This is a genomic window from Herbidospora mongoliensis, assembly GCF_001570545.1.
Lineage (GTDB): Bacteria > Actinomycetota > Actinomycetes > Streptosporangiales > Streptosporangiaceae > Herbidospora > Herbidospora mongoliensis.
This window is the reverse complement of the sequence record NZ_BBXD01000013.1, coordinates 144244-163442: the sequence shown is the minus strand read 5'-3', so window position 1 is coordinate 163442 and position 19199 is coordinate 144244. Positions and strand designations below refer to the sequence as shown.

General features: G+C 68.1%; 16 protein-coding genes. 10 read left to right on the top strand and 6 right to left on the bottom strand.

The genetic code is table 11. From position 1 onward, the window contains the following. Positions 1-376: 376 nt before the first annotated feature. The 3 genes from AW272_RS17820 to AW272_RS17810 all read left to right on the top strand — a co-directional run bounded on the left by AW272_RS17820 (position 377) and on the right by AW272_RS17810 (position 4784). The gene (locus AW272_RS17820) at positions 377-718 is read left to right on the top strand and encodes a histone-like nucleoid-structuring protein Lsr2 (RefSeq protein ID WP_066366275.1); all 342 of its coding nucleotides are present in this window, start codon (positions 377-379) and stop codon (positions 716-718) included. A 349-nt stretch (positions 719-1067) separates the two neighbouring features. Further along, positions 1068-3575: an ATP-dependent Clp protease ATP-binding subunit gene (locus AW272_RS17815; protein ID WP_066366272.1), complete on the top strand. Its 2508-nt coding sequence runs from the start codon at positions 1068-1070 to the stop codon at positions 3573-3575. 291 nt (positions 3576-3866) lie between these two features. After that, the gene (locus AW272_RS17810) at positions 3867-4784 is read left to right on the top strand and encodes a TIM barrel protein (protein WP_066366270.1); all 918 of its coding nucleotides are present in this window, start codon (positions 3867-3869) and stop codon (positions 4782-4784) included. A gap of 18 nt (positions 4785-4802) precedes the next feature. Here AW272_RS17810 and AW272_RS17805 read toward each other — a convergent pair whose 3' ends face one another. Together AW272_RS17805 and AW272_RS17800 are read right to left on the bottom strand one after the other, a co-directional pair. Beyond that, positions 4803-5699, bottom strand: coding sequence for a HEAT repeat domain-containing protein (locus AW272_RS17805; RefSeq protein ID WP_066366267.1), 897 nt, complete (start codon positions 5697-5699; stop codon positions 4803-4805). Positions 5700-5880: 181 nt separating this feature from the next. Beyond that, positions 5881-6747 carry an iron-sulfur binding domain-containing protein gene (locus AW272_RS17800; protein ID WP_066366257.1) on the bottom strand — a complete coding sequence of 289 codons (867 nt, stop codon included), beginning with the start codon at positions 6745-6747 and terminating at the stop codon, positions 5881-5883. 77 nt (positions 6748-6824) lie between these two features. On the opposite strand from AW272_RS17800, the gene AW272_RS17795 reads away from it, so the two are divergent. Next, complete coding sequence (locus AW272_RS17795; protein ID WP_066366256.1) at positions 6825-7499, top strand: hypothetical protein; 675 nt, start codon at positions 6825-6827, stop codon at positions 7497-7499. A gap of 55 nt (positions 7500-7554) precedes the next feature. On the opposite strand, the gene disA is transcribed toward AW272_RS17795, so the two are convergent. Genes disA through AW272_RS17780 form a run of 3 tightly spaced genes read right to left on the bottom strand, consistent with a single transcriptional unit; the run spans position 7555 to position 10867 of the window. Further along, the gene (gene disA / locus AW272_RS17790; RefSeq protein ID WP_066366254.1) at positions 7555-8640 is read right to left on the bottom strand and encodes a DNA integrity scanning diadenylate cyclase DisA; all 1086 of its coding nucleotides are present in this window, start codon (positions 8638-8640) and stop codon (positions 7555-7557) included. 59 nt (positions 8641-8699) lie between these two features. Continuing rightward, complete coding sequence (radA, locus tag AW272_RS17785; protein WP_066366835.1) at positions 8700-10133, bottom strand: DNA repair protein RadA; 1434 nt, start codon at positions 10131-10133, stop codon at positions 8700-8702. 32 nt (positions 10134-10165) lie between these two features. Next, entirely contained in the window at positions 10166-10867 is a 702-nt protein-coding gene (locus tag AW272_RS17780) for a class I SAM-dependent methyltransferase (RefSeq protein ID WP_066366252.1), read from the bottom strand. 53 nt (positions 10868-10920) lie between these two features. On the opposite strand from AW272_RS17780, the gene AW272_RS17775 reads away from it, so the two are divergent. The 6 genes from AW272_RS17775 to AW272_RS17750 all read left to right on the top strand — a co-directional run bounded on the left by AW272_RS17775 (position 10921) and on the right by AW272_RS17750 (position 17281). Further along, the gene (locus tag AW272_RS17775; protein ID WP_245657607.1) at positions 10921-11775 is read left to right on the top strand and encodes a sugar phosphate isomerase/epimerase family protein; all 855 of its coding nucleotides are present in this window, start codon (positions 10921-10923) and stop codon (positions 11773-11775) included. A 13-nt stretch (positions 11776-11788) separates the two neighbouring features. Continuing rightward, on the top strand, positions 11789-12529 hold the full coding sequence (locus tag AW272_RS17770) for a class I SAM-dependent methyltransferase (protein ID WP_066366250.1): 741 nt from the start codon (positions 11789-11791) through the stop codon (positions 12527-12529). Further along, complete coding sequence (locus AW272_RS17765) at positions 12526-13110, top strand: TetR/AcrR family transcriptional regulator (protein ID WP_066366248.1); 585 nt, start codon at positions 12526-12528, stop codon at positions 13108-13110. Before AW272_RS17770 ends, AW272_RS17765 begins: the two co-directional genes overlap by 4 nt. A 99-nt stretch (positions 13111-13209) precedes the next feature. Further along, a complete protein-coding gene (locus tag AW272_RS17760; protein WP_083958448.1) occupies positions 13210-15294 on the top strand; it encodes a (Fe-S)-binding protein in 2085 nt (694 codons plus the stop codon). A 125-nt stretch (positions 15295-15419) separates the two neighbouring features. Further along, on the top strand, positions 15420-16211 hold the full coding sequence (locus AW272_RS17755; RefSeq protein ID WP_066366243.1) for a hypothetical protein: 792 nt from the start codon (positions 15420-15422) through the stop codon (positions 16209-16211). After that, positions 16208-17281, top strand: coding sequence for a glycosyltransferase (locus tag AW272_RS17750; protein WP_066366240.1), 1074 nt, complete (start codon positions 16208-16210; stop codon positions 17279-17281). Before AW272_RS17755 ends, AW272_RS17750 begins: the two co-directional genes overlap by 4 nt. A gap of 446 nt (positions 17282-17727) precedes the next feature. On the opposite strand, the gene AW272_RS17740 is transcribed toward AW272_RS17750, so the two are convergent. Then, a complete protein-coding gene (locus AW272_RS17740) occupies positions 17728-19089 on the bottom strand; it encodes a hypothetical protein (protein WP_066366233.1) in 1362 nt (453 codons plus the stop codon). Positions 19090-19199 lie beyond the last annotated feature (110 nt).

The following is a 19199-nucleotide window of genomic DNA, read 5'->3' as shown; positions in this document are numbered from 1 at the left end:
ACCACCTGACCACCCCGCGCGACCCACCGGTCCCGGGCTCCGCTATCGTCAGGTACGCCTCCGTGGACCATCTGACACGAAAGCCCCTATTTCGCAGGGGTTCCCGCTGTTTTCCCAGGGAAGGAGTGAGGTCGAATGTCAGAGGTATTGTCGGCTCTCATACCACCTCTCGTAGTCGGCGCCGCCGTCGTCTACGGCGTCGTAAAGTTGCTCCGTTCTGACGCCGCCGGGCTCCGGGGAAGGCACGAACCGGACGAGAAGTCTTCCGACAACACCGGAAGCTGAACGCCACCTGGGAATCGTGAATTGTCAGCGACGGAAACCGGGTATATGTTTGGCTGACGAATCAAACTATGCTCTGCGAAAGGATTGCCGGATGGCCAAGCACACGCAGGTGATTCTCATCGACGATCTCGATGGCGGCGAGGCCAATGAGACTGTCACCTTCGCGCTTGACGGCACGTCATATGAGATTGACCTCAGCGACTCGAACGCCAAGAAGCTCCGCGAAGCGGTCCTGCCTTTCAGCAACGTCGCGCGTCGTGCGGAATCAGCTCCCTCACGTGGACGTCGTCGTGGCAGCGGTGGCTCGCCTCGTGCGATGACCCGCGAGAAGAGCGCGGAGATCCGCGCCTGGGCGAAGGCGAACAGTCACCCCGTGAGCGAGCGCGGTCGCATTGCCGCCTCGATCGTGGAGGCCTACGAAGCGGCTCACTAAGTGCCGCGAAGCGAGACGCGGACGGCCGAAGGCCGACCGTGGCTCGCGCTGGGAATCTACCCAAAGAAGCGATCGTGCGGTTATACCGGTCGCCGGATGTCCCGAACTCGTGGGGATGTCACGGCCATCGGCATGATCGCACGATCGTGTTTTGTGCCCACATAAACGTCGTTCGCTTGCGGCGTATCGGGAACACCGCGCCCTCCAGCAGTAGTTGGATGGAGGGTGAACGCCCTGCGCCCGGGGAACGTCTGCTCCAATTGACATGACTGTTCTCCGTCCCGGGGCTGGCATGCGGAACGACGGAGCCGGACTCCCGGTCCGCCCGACCGCTCGTGAGGAGTGACGAATGTTCGAGAGGTTCACCGACCGTGCGCGGCGGGTGGTCGTCCTGGCCCAAGAAGAGGCCCGGATGCTCAACCACAACTACATCGGTACGGAGCACATTCTTCTTGGTCTGATCCATGAGGGTGAAGGTGTGGCGGCCAAGGCTCTCGAGAGCCTGGGGATCAGCCTTGAGGGGGTGCGCCAGCAGGTCGAGGAGATCATCGGCCAGGGTCAGTCGGCGCCTTCCGGGCACATTCCGTTCACGCCCCGTGCCAAGAAGGTCCTTGAGCTGTCGTTGCGTGAGGCGTTGCAGCTCGGTCACAACTACATCGGGACTGAGCACATCCTGCTGGGCCTGATCCGTGAGGGCGAGGGTGTCGCCGCTCAGGTTCTGGTGAAGCTGGGCGCCGACCTGAACCGGGTCCGCCAGCAGGTGATCCAGTTGCTGCACGGCTACCAGGGCAAGGAGCCGGCGGCGGCGGGCGGTCCCCAGGAGGCGGCGCCGTCCACTTCTCTTGTGCTCGACCAGTTCGGCCGCAACCTCACGCAGGCCGCTCGCGAGGGCAAGCTCGACCCGGTGATCGGGCGGGAGAAGGAGATCGAGCGGGTCATGCAGGTGCTGTCCCGCCGCACCAAGAACAACCCCGTCCTGGTGGGTGAGCCCGGCGTCGGCAAGACGGCCGTGGTCGAGGGCCTGTCCCAGAAGATCGTCAAGGGCGAGGTGCCCGAGACCCTGAAGGACAAGCAGCTCTACACCCTTGACCTGGGCGCGCTGGTCGCGGGTTCGCGTTACCGCGGTGATTTCGAGGAGCGCCTGAAGAAGGTCCTCAAGGAGATCCGCACCCGCGGCGACATCATCCTGTTCATCGACGAGCTCCACACCCTGGTGGGTGCGGGCGCGGCCGAGGGCGCCATCGACGCCGCCAGCATCCTGAAGCCGATGCTGGCCCGAGGCGAGCTGCAGACCATCGGCGCGACCACTCTCGACGAATACCGCAAGCACCTGGAGAAGGACGCCGCTCTGGAGCGTCGTTTCCAGCCGATCCAGGTCGCCGAGCCGTCGCTCAGCCACACGATCGAGATCCTCAAGGGTCTGCGCGACCGCTACGAGGCCCACCACCGCGTCTCCATCACCGACGGCGCCCTGGTGGCCGCCGCGACGCTGGCCGACCGCTACATCTCCGACCGCTTCCTGCCCGACAAGGCGATCGACCTGATCGACGAGGCCGGCTCGCGGATGCGCATCCGCCGCATGACCGCGCCCCCGGACCTCCGGGAGTACGACGAGAAGATCGCCGTCGTCCGTCGCGACAAGGAATCGGCGATCGACGCGCAGGACTTCGAGAAGGCCGCCGCCCTCCGCGACTCCGAGAAGCAGCTCATGCTCAAGCGTGAGCGGCGCGAGAAGGAGTGGAAGGCCGGCGACATGGATGTCGTGGCCGAGGTCACCGAGGAGCTCATCGCCGAGGTGCTCGCGACCGCCACCGGCATCCCGGTCTTCAAGCTGACCGAGGAGGAGTCCCAGCGACTGCTCCGCATGGAAGACGAGCTGCACAAGCGGATCATCGGTCAGGACGACGCCATCAAGGGCCTGTCCCGGGCGATCCGCCGCACGCGCGCCGGTCTGAAGGACCCGCGCCGTCCCGGTGGTTCGTTCATCTTCGCCGGCCCCTCGGGTGTCGGTAAGACCGAGCTGTCCAAGGCTCTCGCCGAGTTCCTGTTCGGGGACGAAGACGCGCTGATCATGCTGGACATGTCGGAGTTCATGGAGAAGCACACCGTCTCCCGGCTCTTCGGCTCGCCCCCCGGCTACGTCGGTTACGAAGAGGGCGGCCAGCTGACCGAGAAGGTGCGGCGCAAGCCGTTCTCGGTGGTGCTGTTCGACGAGATCGAGAAGGCCCACCCCGACATCTTCAACAGCCTCCTGCAGATCCTGGAGGACGGCCGGCTGACCGACGCCCAGGGCCGGGTGGTCGACTTCAAGAACACGGTCATCATCATGACCACCAACCTCGGCACCCGAGACATCAGCAAGGGCATCGGGGTCGGGTTCGCGAAGAACAACGACGTCGAGGGCAACTACGACCGGATGAAGTCCAAGGTCCAGGAAGAGCTCAAGCAGCACTTCCGGCCCGAGTTCCTCAACCGTGTCGATGACACCGTCGTCTTCCACCAGCTGACGATGAACGAGATCATCCGCATCGTCGACCTCATGCTGGCCCAGGTCGACTCGCGGCTGAAGGACCGGGACATGGGCCTCGACCTCACCCCGGCCGCCAAGCAGGTCCTCGCCGACCGCGGTTACGACCCGGTCCTCGGCGCCCGGCCGCTGCGCCGGACGATCCAGCGTGAGCTGGAGGACTCGCTGTCGGAGAAGATCCTCTACGGCGAACTGCGCCCCGGCCAGATCGTCAAGATCGACGTCGAGGGTGAGGGCGAAGCCGCCAAGTTCACCTTCGTCGGCGAGAACAAGGCCGAGGTCGTTCCCGACAGCGCCGCCGCGATCGTCGACGCGATCACGAAGAGCTAGCCGTACCGTTTGACAGCGGGTCGTCCCTTCGGGGGCGGCCCGCTGTTTTACGTTCACGTCACAACTGGGTGAAGTAACGTCGCCGCACCACCAGAGGTAGTACTACACTCCGTAGAGCGAAACAGGCGCCGAGACGTCCCCCTGCAGGCGTACCTCCGAATCAACTGCGGGGTGGACGCACCGGAGTGCCGTACGACGGCATGCTCTGGAATCCCGGCGTCCCGGGACTCGAGCCCCATGCGATCAGGACAGATGGCGTGGGTGGATTTGGGTCGGACCTTTGGAGGCATCATGCGGCTGCGCCACGACGACGGAACCGTCGTCCACTTGGCCTACAACGCGGGCGTTCACCCAGCGGAAGATCTGGAGAACCTGATCGCCCACCTGACCCGCTACGCCGTGCCGGTCCGGCGCAAGCTCAACGTCGACCGCCTGGGCATCGGCCTCTGGCTGTCCCCCTCGGTGGCCGACAACCTCATCTCCGACCGCATCGAACTGGTCCGCCTCCGGCGTTCGCTGGAGGAGCGGGGCCTGGAGGTCGTGAGCCTCAACGGCACCGGCGGCCGCCACCAGGAGACGCCCGGCCCCGACTGGGCCAAGCCGGAGCGCTACCGCTACACGATGTCGCTGGCCAAGATCCTGGCGTTCCTGCTGCCCGAGGACGTCCAGTTCGGCTCGATCTCGACCATCCCGATCGGCTGGCGCCGCGACTGGCCCGCCGACCTGCACTCCATCGCCTCGCGACGGCTCGAGCGCCTCTCGCGTGAACTGCGCGGGATCTACAGCGTCACCGGGAAGCACATCCGGGTCGGCTTCGAGCCGTGGCCGGGCTGCGTCCTCGAAACCACCGAGCAGGCCCTCGAGCGGGTGTGCGGCATCGACTCCGACCATCTGGGAGTGTGCCTGGACGCCTGCCATTTGACCTGTGGCGGGGTGGAGGAAGCCGGCAAGGCTCTCCGTGGCCTGGCCAAGGCGGGAGCGCCTGTCGTCAAACTGGGGCACGTCCACAACAACATGGACGAAATCCCCAACACGCTGAACGCCCTGCTGTCGGGCGCGGTGCACGGCAGCGCCCACATCGAGGTCGAGGCCCACGAGTGGTTCGCCCCGAAGACCAAGGGCCCGGCCGCCCTGGTGGCCCGCCTCGCCGACGACCTCGACTACACCCGCCGCAGCCTGACGGCCCTGGGCCTCAAGCTCGCGGCCTGACGGTCATTCGGTTGTTGCCTAGCGGTGTTTGGGTGGATTGATGCGGCAGCGCCTCGGGGAATGGGATCGGGGCCGCTTCTCCCCTCTCGTGTAGATGACGCCCGGGGGTGGCGGTGCGGGCGGGGCGCAGGCTTCGATGGCCGCCGCGAGGTCCTCGTGGCTCCAGCCCTCGCTGGAAAGCCGCCGGAGCAGTGGCAGCAGGCGTGGGTCGCCCATCTCCTCCGCGGCGTCGACATAGAGGCTGCCGACGTCCGGGTCGGCGAGTTCCCGCATCAGGACGGGCATGACCCGGACATCCCGCCGCTTGGCCAGGCCGAAGGCGGCCTCGGCCGCGGTGTCGCCTTCGGGGTCGTCAAGGCGCTCCAGGAAGGCGTCGCGGATCTCCGGTGAGTCGGTCCCGCCGCTGTAGGCGAGCGAGAAGGTGGCCCAGTCGCGGACGCCTCCGTCGGGGTCGCGCATGAGTCTCAGCAGTACCTGCACGGCGTTCTCGGGATACACGTCGAAGTAGGGCACTCCGCGTGCCACCTGCCAGCGGATGTCCCGGTGGAAGTCGTCGGCGAAGCGCAGGAGCGGGTCGAGCGCCTGCGGGCTGGCGTTGAGCGCGCTGAGCGCGTGGGCGGCGCACCAGCGCAGTTCGTAGGGGTCGGTGACCAGGCCGACGGCGTCGGCCGCCTCGATGAGGGCGGGGACGAGATGGTCGCCGTCCTGATCATGGATGGCCAGCAGGTCGAAGCCGAGCGTCTGAACCCGCCAGTCCGGATCGGCCCACCAGAATCGGGCCTGCGCCAGGACCTCCTCCGGGGTCGAGAGCGCCGCGGTGAGTTGTCGGAGCTTGTCGAAGTGCGCGTCGAAGGTGTGCTCGTCCCAGTCGGTCAGGTCGGCGAGCTGACCGGGAGAGAGCTGAATGATCGACATGCCTTCGAGTATGCGTAGACGATTCCGGCGAAGTCGATCCCATTTCCCGTCAAGACCATCAGCTTTCTCGCACAGAGGAAAGGCCGCGCCCGGCCCGCCCAAGGGTGGTGAGGCAGTGGCCTGCGGGGATCGACTCTGGCGGGGTGACCCGTCACCGTCGGTGGCCATGTGGGCTGCCCAGTCAGCTGGGCAGGGCGTAGAGGTCGTCGTCTACCAGTTCGGCGAGGCCGTCGGTCAGCAGGCCGTCGAGGGCGCGTTCCCGCTGGACGGCGTCCGCCCAGACCGCGTCCAGCAGGGCCTTCTCCACCGGGCCCGGGGCGTCGCGGAGGACCGCCAGGAGGCGGCCTCGGCACTGGCGGTCGGTTCCCGCGTAGGTCTGGCCTTTGCGTTCCGGGCCGTCGTGGGCGGGCTTGCCGGCCAGGAGCCAGGCGCAGCGGGCCGAGACCGGGCAGTCGGCGCAGCGCGGGGAGCGGGCCGTGCAGACCAGGGCGCCCAGTTCCATGACGGCCACCGCCCATCGAGGGGCGCCGATCGGCGGGATCAGCGACTCGGCCAGGCGCTTCTCCGGGGTGGTCGTGGCTTTGGGGGGATATTCCTCGCCCTGGATCGTCCGGGCCAGGACGCGGCGGACGTTGGTGTCCAGGACCGCGTGGCTCTTTCCGTAGGCGAAGCTGGCGACCGCCGCGGCCGTGTAGTCGCCGATGCCGGGGAGGGTGCGGAGCTCGTCGTAGGTCGCGGGGACCGTACCGGAGAAATCGGTGGTGATCGCTTTGGCGCAGGCGTGCAGTCTCAGCGCCCGACGGGGGTAGCCCAGGCGGCCCCAGTGGCGGACGGCTTCACCGGGAGCCTCTTTGGCCAGGGCCTCGGGGGTGGGCCAGCGGGTCATCCACTCGTCCCAGATCGGGAGGACGCGCACCACCGGGGTCTGCTGGAGCATGATCTCGCTGACCAGGATGCCCCACGGCGTCGCGTCGGGGCGGCGCCAGGGGAGGTCGCGGTTGTGCTCGGCGTACCAGTCGAGAATGGGAGTGTGAAGCGGATGTGCCACGTTTCCGCACTGTAGTTGACCTGGCTCCCCGGCGAGGCGCGTCCGCCGAGACCATCGGGTCTATTAATACTGGGAGTATGGATCCGGACACCTTCCGTGGTGAGGTCGTCGAGGGCCCGGACGTCTACTGGCGGCGCCGAGTGCTGGTGCTGACCGGCATGCTCGTCGTGGGGGCCGTGGTCGCCTGGGCGTGCACGAGCGGGCCCGACACGCCGCTGACCGGCGCGGCGCCCGCCAAGGGCGCGTCCGACGCGCTGATCGTCTCGCTGCCCTCGCCACCCGCCCCAAGCCCTTCTGCTTCCGGTACGCCCACGCCTTCGGCCTCCCCGTCGCCCTCCCCCAAACCGGGGGAGAAACGCGAGGGTGACACGTGCAGCCCGAAGAACCTGGTCGTCAGCCTGACCGCCGGCCGCGAGATCTACACGGGCGCCGACCGGCCCGGCTTCATGCTGACCGTGGTGAACACGGCGAAGAGCCCGTGCAAGGTCGACGTGGGCCCCCGGGCGCTGGAGATGCGCATCACCTCGGGCCCGGCCCGCATCTGGTCGACCGCCGACTGCGTGGCCGGCTCGGGCATCGACCGGCAGACCCTGAAGCGCGGCATCCCTTACGTCCGCCCGATCGAATGGGACCGCAACCGCTCGGGCGACTCCTGCGCCGCCAAGACGAGCGTGGCGGGCAAGGGCACCTACGTGGCCATCGCCCGCGCGGGCAACCTCCGCAGCCAGAAGAACGTCTTCCACTTGAGATAACTGCCCCGCCTCCGGCGGGGCGGCTCGGGTGCCTTCAGTCCGCACCCTCGCGTTTCTACACGTAACGTTCGAGAATCGACGATTCGGCCAGGCGGGACAGGCCCTCGCGGACGCTGCGAGCCCTCGTCTCGCCTACGCCGCCGACCATCTGCAGGTCGACGATGCTGGCCGCGAGGAGTTTCTGCAGACCGCCGAAGTGATCGACCAGGCGGTCGATGATCGACGCCGGGAGGCGGGGCACCCGGGCCAGCAGGCGGAAGCCGCGTGGGCTCACGGGGGATTCGAGCGCCTCGGGGCCGGTGCTCCCGAGGATGCCCGCGACCCGGGACAGGTCGAGCAGGTCGGTCGAGTTGAGGTCGTCGAGTTCGCGCAGCGCGTCGCTGAAGCCCCGCTGCTTGGGACCCAGGGAGTCGGGCAGGTAGTCGCGGACGATGAACGAGCGGTCTTCCTCGACCCCGGCCAGCAGTTCGTCGAGTTGCAGGGAGACCAGGCGGCCGTCGGTGCCGAGTTCGACGACGTAGCCCTCGATCTCGCGGGCGATGCGGCGGACCATCTCCATGCGCTGCACGGCGGCGGCCATGTCACGCACGGTCACCAGGTCTTCGATCTCCAGGGCCGAGAGGGTGCCGGCGACCTCGTCGAGGCGCATCTTGTAGCGCTCGAGGGTGGCCAGGGCCTGGTTGGCCTTGGACAGGATCGCGGCCGACTCTTCGACCACGTGTCTGACACCGTCGAGGTAGACGGCGATGATGCGCATGGATTTGCTGATCGCGATGACCGGGAAGCCGGTCTGGCGGGCGACCCGCTGGGCGGTGCGGTGGCGGGTGCCCGACTCGTCGGTGGGGACCCCGGGGTCGGGGACCAGATGGACGGCCGCCCGCACGATCCGGTGATCACCCTCGTCGAGCACGATCGCGCCGTCCATTTTGGCGAGTTCCCGCAGGCCGGTGGCGGTGAACTCGACGTTGAGCTGGAACCCTCCGGTGCACAGCTCCTCGACGGTCGGGTCGTATCCCAGCACGATCAGACCGCCGGTGTGGCCCCGGAGGATGCGCTCGAGCCCGTCGCGCAACCCCGTTCCCGGAGCGAGTATGGCCAGGACGGCGCGCCTTCGCTCGTCGGCCTGTTTGTCGTTTTGCACGTAAGTGACCCCCGCTGGTTCACACGGCTACTACGCAGTTTACCGACGTGACGGCATCCTCACCGGATGTGTGTCAGAGCGTCCCAGACGTTCTCGGCTTCGGTCACGACGAATCCGGGGGCGAAGTCGGTGGTCTTCAGCGATTCGCGGACGGGTACGACCTCGCCCCGCCGGTTTCGCGACGGCGGGTCGAGGCGGGGTGGCGTGGCCGCCTCCATCGATCCGGCTGGGACAAGCGCGCGGGTGAAGCCCAGGCGGGCGGCCTCGGCGAGGCGGCGGCGGACGTCGCGGACGGGCCGGAGCTCGCCGGCCAGGCCGACCTCGCCCAGGGCGATCAGACCCTGGGGGAGCGGGTTGTCTCCGGCGGCGCTGACGACCGAGAGCATCAGGGCCAGGTCGACGGCCGGGTCGGTGAGGCGGATGCCGCCGACGGTGGCGGTGAAGACGTCGCAGCGGCCGATCTTGGCGTTGAGGCGGCGTTCCATGACGGCCAGGACCATCGCGACGCGGTAGGAGTCGAGGCCGCTTGAGGTGCGGCGGGGCTGGGGGGCCTCGGTGGGGCCGACGAGGGCCTGGAGTTCGGCGGGGATCGGGCGGGTGCCCTCGATCGTGACGGTGACGCAGGTGCCGGGGACCGGCTCGGGGTGGCGGGAGATGAACAGGCCGCTGGGGTCGGTGATGCCGGTGATGCCCTTGTCGTGGAGGTCGAAGCAGCCGACCTCTTCGATCGGGCCGAACCTGTTCTTGATCGCGCGGACCATGCGCAGCCGCGAGTTGCGGTCGCCCTCGAAGTGGAGGACGACGTCGACGAGGTGTTCGAGGGTCCGGGGGCCCGCGATCGAGCCGTCTTTGGTCACGTGGCCGACCAGCACGGTCGCCATGCCGCGCTCCTTGGCCAGCCGCACCAGGTTCCCGGCGACCTCGCGGACCTGGGTCACGCCGCCGGGGACGCCGGTGGCGTCGGCCGAGCCGATGGTCTGCACCGAGTCGACGATCAGCAACTGGGGGTTGACCTTCTCGACGTGGGTGACCAGGGCACCGAGATCGGTCTCGGCAGCCAGGTAGAGGTTGTCGACGACGGCGCCGATGCGGTCGGCCCGCATGCGCACCTGGGCGGCCGACTCCTCGCCGGTGACGTAGAGCACGGTCTCGCGGCGGCCCACGTGGCCGGCGGCCTCCAGCAGCAGGGTGGACTTGCCGATGCCCGGCTCGCCCGCCAGCAGCACCACCGCTCCCGGCACCAGGCCCCCGCCCAGCACCCGGTCGAGCTCGCCCACCCCCGTGGGCCTGGCGTGCGCGACCTCGCCCTTGACCTGGCCGATCGGCACCGCGGGCGCGCTGACCGCGCCGCCCTTGACCTCGGTGACCCCGGCCCTGATGCCGCCTTCTTCGACGGTGCCCCACGCCTGGCACTCACCGCATCGGCCGACCCACTTGAGGGTCACCCAGCCGCATTCGCCGCACCGATAGGACACCTTGGTCGCTTTAGCCACGAGCCGCAGGCTACCCGCGTAGTGCGACAGATTCAGAAAAGCCGCCACCGCAGGATGTTCGGGTAGGGGATCTCCAGCCCTTTCGTCTCCGCGATGGCCGCCCGCGCCACTGTGGGGGCGAACTCGATCTTCAGGACCGCCTCCAGGTCGGCTCGGCGTTCGAAGACCATGCGCAGGTCGAGCTCCTGGCGCGACCACCCCTGCCGGGCCCAGAACGCCTCGACCGCCTCCGGTGAATACGTCGGCGGCACGGTCGCGGAGAACCATCGTCCGAACGAACCCCGGGTCGCGTCGAGGTCGACGACGAAGGCCGCGCCGCCCTTCCCCAGCACCCGGGACAGTTCGGCCAGGCCGGGTTCGCAGCCGGGGCCGAAGAAATAGGCCCAGCGGGCCATCGCCACGTCGACCGAATGATCGGGCAGGGGGATCGCCTGCGCGGTGGCTGTGTGAACGGTCACATTGGCCGAACCGGAGCATCGCCGCCGGGCCACGTCGGCCAGGTCGCCGTGGGGTTCGACGCCGATCACGTTCGCGGCCTCCGCGGCCAGCGCGGGCAGGTGGTAGCCGGTGCCGCAGCCGATGTCGAGGACGGTTCGCCCAGCCCAGGGGCGCAGTGCCCGCATGGCCGATTCGACGCGCCGGTCGGGGTCGACCGCGTGGTTCTCCAGCTCGTAGACCTGCGGGGTGTTCCAGATGTTGGGGCTGGGCACGGCGCCCTTCACGATGCTGGCCATGACGCAACCCTAGGTTCGCCTCGACCGGACACACGCCCGCTTAGGCTGGCAGGGTGAGCAAGAGTCGTGGCGAGCGTACATATATCGGAAGGAGCGAGGTCGTCCGGGTGCCGAATGCGAAGATCGCATTGTCGACCGCATCGGTCTATCCCGAGCGAACCCCCGACGCCTTCGAGCTCGCGGCACGCCTGGGATACGACGGCGTCGAGATCATGGTCGGGCAGGATCCGATCAGTCAGGACGTCGAAGTTCTCGAGCGTCTCCGCGACCACTACGAGCTGCCCATCCTCGCGATCCACGCGCCCTGTCTGCTGGTCACCCAGCGCGTGTGGGGCAAGGACCCGTGGCTCAAGCTGCGCAAGGCCCAAGACGCCGCCGAGCGGCTGGGCGCCGAGACCGTCGTGGTCCATCCCCCTTTCCGCTGGCAGCGCGACTACGCCCGCGACTTCGAGATCGGGCTGGCCCGCATGCGCGACGAGACCGACGTGACCTTCGCGGTCGAGAACATGTTCCCCCTCCGGGCCCGGGGCAACGAGGTCGTGCCCTACTCGCCCGACTGGAACCCGATCGACTTCGACTTCCCCCACGTCACCCTCGACCTGTCCCACACGGCGGTGTCCGGGTCCGACGCGATGGAGATGGCCACCAAGCTGGGCGATCGTCTCGCGCACCTCCACCTGGCCGACGGCGTGGGCACCACCAACAAGGACGAGCACCTGGTGCCGGGCCGGGGCAACCAGCCGTGCGCTCCGATGCTGGAGCGGCTGGCGAACGCGGGCTATGGTGGGCTGATCGTGCTGGAGATCAACACGCGGAGGGCGGCGACCCGCAGCGAGCGGATCGACGACCTGGCCGAGGCGCTGGCCTTCGCCCGGCTCAACTTCGCCGCCTCGTCCGCGAGGAAATGAGCGCTACAACCCCATGAGTCACCTGGTCTTCGACGCGCCCAGGGTGGCCGAGGCGTATGACGCGGCCCGTCCGGAATACCCCGCTGCGCTGTATGACGCTTTGTCTGAACTGTCCGGAACAGCGCTCGACGGCGCCCTTGTGGTGGACGTCGGGGCCGGGACCGGCATCTCCTCCCGGGGCCTCATGGAACGGGGCGCCCGGGTGGTGGCCGCCGACCTGGCCGGCCACATGCTGGCCTACTTCTCCGGCGCCTCGGTGCTGGCCGACGGGAACGTGCTGCCCTTCCGGGACGGCTCGGCCGATCTGGTGACCTACGCCCAGGCGTGGCACTGGCTCGATCCGAAGAGCTCCATCGACGAGGCCATGAGAGTCGCCAGACACGCCGTCGCCGGGTGGTGGAACTCAGTCGACACCGCGAAGGCCGACTGGCTGGCGGAGTGTCAGGTGCGGCTGTCGGGGGTGCCGGGCTACACCGGGCCCGAGGGGCGCGACCTGCCGGCCATCGCGCGGGCCATGGCCGAGGCCGGTCTCGACGTCCACGACCGGTGGGTCCACTGGACCCGCCACGTCGCGATCGAGACCTTCCTGACGAACCTGCGCTCCCACTCCTACATGGCCAGACTCGACCCGGCGCGGGCCGACGAGCTGATCGAGCGTGAGCGCACCGAGGTCCTGCGCGTGTTCCCCGGTGGTGATCTTGTCGTGCCGATGCGCGTTTACCTCGCGGTCGGCCGGAAAGGGCCCGCCGAATGACGGAACAGCGGCGCAGACCAGGGAGACGTCCCGGATCGCTCGACACCCGGGGTGAGATTCTCACCGCGGCGCGGGGGATCTTCGCGGCGAAGGGGTTCGACAAGGCGACCGTCCGGGGCATCGCCCGGGAGGCGAACGTCGACCCGGCCCTGGTCCACCACTACTTCGACACGAAGGAAGGCCTGTTCGTCGCGGCTCTGCAGTTGCCGATAGAGCCGAGCGTGGCGGTGCCGATGCTGCTGGCCGGGCCGAGAGAGGAACTGGGGGAGCGGATCGTCAGGTTCATCCTGTCGGTCGCCTCCGACGACGACCGGCGGGCGCCGATCGTCGCGATGATCCGGTCGGCCATGTCGAACGAGCAGGCGGCCACGATGGTCCGCGAGTTCATCGGAGAGGCCCTGCTCAAGCGGCTGGCCCAGGGGCTGGACATCGATCCGATCCGCGTCGACGCCGCCTTCGGGCAACTGATCGGCGTGATGATGATGCGCTACATCTTCCGGATCGAGCCGATCGCGTCGGCGCCGGTCGATGATGTGGTCGCCCTGCTCGCGCCCACGTTGCAACGTTATGTGGACCCCTGACGGAGAGCCTTCTAGAGGTTTGTTCTAGGGTCTCATATGGTGGTCACTACGGCGATTTGGGAGGGCCCTGTGTTGCTGGTCTGCATAATCGGGCTGCTGATGACGGCTCTGACGGTCGCGGTGGTGGCCAGGCGGGTGGGTTTCCTTTATCGGCTCGCCACGGTCGGCCAGCCGGCGCCGGAGCGCATCGAATACGCCCGCGCGAACATCGGGACCGAGATAAAGGTCCAGTTGGTCGAGGTGTTCGGGCAGAAGAAGCTGCTCAAGTGGACGCCGTCTGGTGTCGCCCACTTCTTTGTCATGTGGGCGTTTTTCATTCTTTTGACCGTTTACGTTGAGGCCTACGGCGCGATGATCCAGGGGGCCATCACCGGCCGGCCTGACTTCCACATCCCGCTGATCGGCCGCTGGCCGGTCCTGGGCTTCCTCCAGGACTTCATCGCGCTGGCCGCGCTGCTCGGGCTGGTCGCGTTCGCGGTGATCCGCATCAGGAACGCGCCCTCGCGGCTCGGCCGGGAGTCCCGGTTCTCCGGGTCGCACCTGGGCGGCGCGTGGGTGATCCTGTTCATGATCTTCAACATCATCTGGTCGCTGCTGCTGTTCCGGGGCGCCGCGATCAACACGGGCAACTTCCCCTATGAGTCCGGGGCGTTCCTCTCGGAACTGGTGGCGAAGATCCTGCCCACCTCCTCGCTGCTGGAGGAGATCACGCTGCTGCTGCACATCGGCCTGATGCTGGTGTTCGCGGTGATCGTGGTCAACTCCAAGCACCTGCACATCTTCACCGCCCCGCTGAACGTGCTGTTCTCGCGGCGGCCCGACGGCCTGGGCGCGGCCCAGGAGATGCGCAGCGGCGGCAAGATCCTCGACTTCGAGGAGGCCGACCCCGAGACCGACGTCTTCGGCCGGGGCAAGGTCGAGGAGACCACGTGGAAGGGCTTCCTCGACTTTTACACGTGCACCGAGTGCGGCCGCTGCCAGTCGCAGTGCCCGGCGTGGAACACCGACAAGCCGCTGTCGCCCAAGATGCTCATCCTCGACCAGCGCGACCACGCCTTCGCCATCGCGCCCTACCTGCTGATGAGCGAGGAAGAACGCTCTCACCAGGGACAAGACGTGCTGGCCCTGCTGGACAAGCCGCTGGTCGGCGTCGACGGGGTGATCCACCCCGACGTGCTCTGGTCGTGTACGAACTGCGGCGCGTGCGTGGAGCAGTGCCCGGTCGACATCGAGCACATCGACCACATCCTCGACATGCGCCGTTACCAGGTCATGATCGAGTCGGCCTTCCCGTCCGAGGCCGGCGTGATGCTGAAGAACCTGGAGAACAAGGGCAACCCGTGGGGCATGCCCGAGATGAAGCGCGCCGAGTGGATCGAGGAGCTCGACTTCGAGGTCCAGCTGATCGACGAGAAGATGCCCGAAGATACCGAATACCTCTTCTGGGTCGGCTGCGCGGGCGCTCTGGAGGATCGGGCGAAGAAGACCACCAAGGCGGTCGCCGAACTGCTGCACATCGCGGGGGTGAAGTTCGCGGTGCTCGGCCCGATGGAGGCCTGCACCGGCGACCCGGCCCGCCGCCTGGGCATGGAGTTCCTTTTCAACATGCTGGCCCAGCAGAACATCGAGACGCTGAACGAGGCCGGGGTCAAGAAGATCGTGGCCACCTGCCCCCACTGTTTCAACACCCTGGCCAATGAGTATCCGCAGCTCGGGGGGCATTTCGAGGTCGTACACCACACCCAGCTGCTGAGTCACCTCGTGGACACCGGGAAGCTGACCCCGATCACGCCGATCGAGGAGAAGATCACTTACCACGACCCGTGCTTCCTCGGGCGGCACAACAAGGTCTATTCGCAGCCGCGCGACATCATGGCCAAGGTGCCGGGCGTGGTGACGCAGGAGATGCACCGCCACAAGGACCGCGGCTTCTGCTGCGGCGCCGGCGGCGCGCGCATGTGGATGGAGGAGCGGATCGGCAAGCGCATCAACACCGAACGGGTGGACGAGGCGCTCACGACCGATCCTGACACGGTCTCGACCGCATGCCCCTTCTGCATGGTGATGCTCGGCGACGCGATCAACGCGAAGAAGACCACCGGCGAGGCCAAGGAGACGCTGGAAGTCGTCGACGTGGCCCAATTGTTGATCAAGTCGGTGAAGGGACAGGCCGTTCCGGGCTGACTCGGTCGTTGATCGGTTGTCGAATCCGCTGGTCATGGCCACATGCGCGTCATCCCGTTCTCCACATAACGGGAGAATCACGGTAACCTCAACGTTGGCTCAATCAACGGGGAGGGGGCTGAACGGTGGGTGTGGTCGTCACCGACGCGGAAGTGACTCTTGCCGACGTGCTCTCCCTGCGGATGGCGATCGACCATCCGCTGGGGACGGGCACGGATCTGGTGCTCCGGCACCGCGGCACCGGCTCGGAACGGAAGGTGCGGCTCGGAACTCCGGGCCCCCCGACCACGGACGCCGCCGTCGCCGTCTCGCTGGCGGGGTTGAAGCTGACCCCCGGCCGCTGGGACGCCTATCTTCAGCAGAGCGGCCCCCGCACCCGCATGCAGAGCGTCGACCCGGGCTTCTCGCTCGACCGCCTCGACGCCTACGCGCTCGACCGCCGCACCATGTCCTACCGCGCCTACCGCACCCGCAACGGCTTCCTGGCCATCAAGATCGCCGAAGCCGAGCCGGTCGCCGACGTGCGGGCGGTCTGGTTCCGCGAGGGGCGGTTCGAGGTGACGGGGCTGCTGGCGTACACGGGGCTGGAAGACGACGACCAGCACCACCGCGCCCGGCTCTCTCTCAAGCACAGTGACGCCACCGTCACCGCGACGGCCACCGTTCAGGGTGTACGGTTCCACGCCGCCCTGTCCCTGTGCGACGTCCTGGCGGCCACGCCCGACTCCGAAGGAGTGTGGGAGCCCTCCCTCGAAGTCGACGGGGTCGAGGGGCCGATGGCCCTCGGCGCGCTCCTCGACGACGTGGAGGGCAAGCGCCGCCGCGTCCACTATCCGGCGACGAAGATCGACGGCGTGCCGATCAAGCCGAGCTTCTCGCCCGCCGACCACCTCCGTCTTGAGGTGGGCGCGGCGTGAGGATCACGTTCCTGGTGCCGTCCGCATATGGGATGCGCGGCGACATTCGGGCGACGCTCAACCTGGCCGCCGCGTTGGCGAGCGGTCACCACGTGGAGATCGTCAGCGTCAAGCGCACCAGGGACGTCCCGTTCTTCCCCATCGATCCCGCGATCAGGCTGCGCTGGCTGGTCGACGCCCGTCCGGGCCGTCATCTGCTGCCGCGCGGTCAGGTCAGGACCGAGGTGGCCCTCTGGCGGATGCTGCGCGCGCTCCGCTCCGAGGTGCTGATCACCGCCCGGCCGGCGCTGAGCGTGCAGTCGGCCCGCTATGCCCCCCGCGAGGTCGTCAAGATCGCCCGCGAGTGGACCCGCCCGGCCGTGCCCACCCCCGTCCAGCGCTACTACCCGCGCCTGGACGCCGTGGTGACCAGCACCGAGACCGGCCGCGACGAATGGACCAGGCTGCTCGACGACGACCTCAGCGTGCACACCATCCCCGACCCGCTGCCGAAGGGCCCGTGGCCGAGGTCGCGGATGGACAACCGGATCGTCAGCGCCGGCGGCCGGTGGGTGCCCGACAAGGCGTTCGACCGGTTGGTGCGGGCGTTCGCGATGGTCGCCGACAAGCGTCCCGACTGGCGGCTGCGCCTCTACGGTGGTGGTTCCGAGGAGAAGCGGCTGCGCGCCCTGGTCGCCGAGCTGAGCCTGCACAACCACGTCTACTTCATGGGCACCACCCCCGACCTGCCGGGCGAGTTCGCCAAGGCGTCGATCGTGGCGGTCTCCTCGCGCCGTGAGGTGCTCGGCATGGCCGTGAACGAGGCGCTGAGCTGCGGGGTGCCCATCGTGGGCTACGACGGCGCCAAGGGGGTGGCCCAGTTCGTCCGGCCCGGGATCGACAGCGTGCTGGTCGACGAGGGCGCCGGGGAGATCGAGGCCTACGCGGAGGCGCTGCTCTCGCTGGTCGACGACGAGCGCAAACGGATGACGCTGGCCGCCGGGGCGCTCGAATCGGCCAATCAGCGCACCGCCCCGGCCATCGCCGCGCGATGGCAGGATCTCATGTACGGCTTGCGCTCCCGCCCCTGAACCCCGTGGAATAACAGATCCCGAGCCCCCCGTAATCGGAAGCCCGGGACCGTGATCTTCAATCTTCAGCGACTCGCCGAAGTCCGCAACCCGAGCGCGTTGTCGAGCTCCTCCAAGGTCAGTCGGTCATCCGTGAAGTTGACGGCCTCCAGAACCTCGGCGTAGAGCTCGATTTCGTCCAACGCGACACGGTCATGGACTCGCAAGTCCAAGTAGTCGTGCCCCACCGCGTCGTCCTTCCTTCCGCAGCCCACACCCTCTTCGAGGTTACGTCCGCGTCGGTTTCGGCGACATGGCCCATCGGGACCATTCCCGCCGCCGGACCCCCCTCGACTAACCATTTCCCGCAAAGACCCATCACAATTCGGCCAATTTCGCAGGCTAGGTGGGGTCTGATTGCTAAAGGATGATTTATCGGTCTTTGCGGGGTAACCGGGATGTGGCGGTCAGGAGTGGTACAACCACTCTGAGGTGATCTCCGAGACGGGCCTTCCGGGCATCCGCAACGGCGAAGGAACAGTGTCATCACGTTCGTGAATCAACTTCCCAGAGACGGCCGAAGCCGACGGGAATCCTCTTTCGGGCACCGCCCTGCCGATCATGGCAGACCATGCCAGACCTGTGGCGTAGGCCGCACCCAGCAGGGTTGAGGCGGCCTCCCGCCCCGGCGGTGTCAGCGCGTCGGGAAGGGCGCCGTCGACGGGCCAGAGGGTTCGCAGCCGGTGGGCCGAATCGTCAAGGGCTTGACGTAGGGCCCGGCGCACCTCGTCGTCGAGCAGGGGGAAGACATCTGTCACCTCAACGTCAGCCACCGTTGACAGGTCATAGGCGAGGAGGCTCGCGGCGGCCAGGCGCGGCTCGATCTTTCTGTCGGCCAGATAGCCCAGTGCCTCGGTCAGGTCGTAGAAGGTGTGCTGGAAGTGGTCCTTCGGGGCGGTCTCGTGGATGGTCGTACTGGTCAGATGGGGTGGCAACCGGTGCAGCCAATGTCTGGCCAGGTCGTGCTGGTCATGGTCGAGCCAGGGCTGCCTGAGCAGGGGCTCGATCATCACCGTGAGGGCCTGGGCACGCGGGCGGAAGCGCGGGTCGTCGCTCAGCACGGTCGCGACCTCCGCGGCCAGCCCGGCCAGGCGCAGCGCCGTCTCGTGGGCTCCGGCGGCCAATCTCTCTCTGTACGGCTCCAGCAGCGTCGTAAGGCGCACGCCCGGCAGCCACCTGACCCAGTCGTCGCCCGGCAGCGGCTTGCCCAGGAACTCGCCGAACATGGTCAGCAGGTGCTCGTTGCCGTCGAAGGCCGGCGCGTAGGCGCACCACATGATGACAGCCCACACCATCGCGACCGGCGAGGTGACTTCGGGGGCGAACAGGTCTTTCAGCGGGCCCTCGGTGAGGGGGAAGTCGTCTTGCTTCAGCCCCCGGTGGGCGCCCAGGATCGCCCGGATGCGCTCGGTCACCTCCGGGAGCACGTCGGGCCCCACGAAGCCCTGCGTCGACCCCCGGTCGGCCGCGAAGTCGGGCCCCTGTGGCACCAGCCACCAGGGGATGGCGGGATTCACCCGTACACACGTCTCGCGCATCCCGGGGTCGGCGGGGGGCGGAGACAGCACCCAGTCGCCGTCGGCGTCGCGGCGGTACCAGCGCGCGCCCAGCCCGAAGATCCAGCACGAGCCGTCGTGGGCCGCCAGGCCGCGGCGGGCCAGCGCCTCCGCGCGCGCCTCCATCGGGGCGAGCGACCACTGCGGGTCGGCCACCATGGCCCGGACTTTCTGCTCCACGGCGCTGAAACCGTCAAACTGCACGAGGGCCATGGTAGAACACGTGAAACTTTCACCCCGGTGAGCAGGATAAATGGCGCTGAACTGGGGGACTCGCGGCACAACCTCTTGGCATGTCCGCTGTTGTTCCACTTCGATGGTCT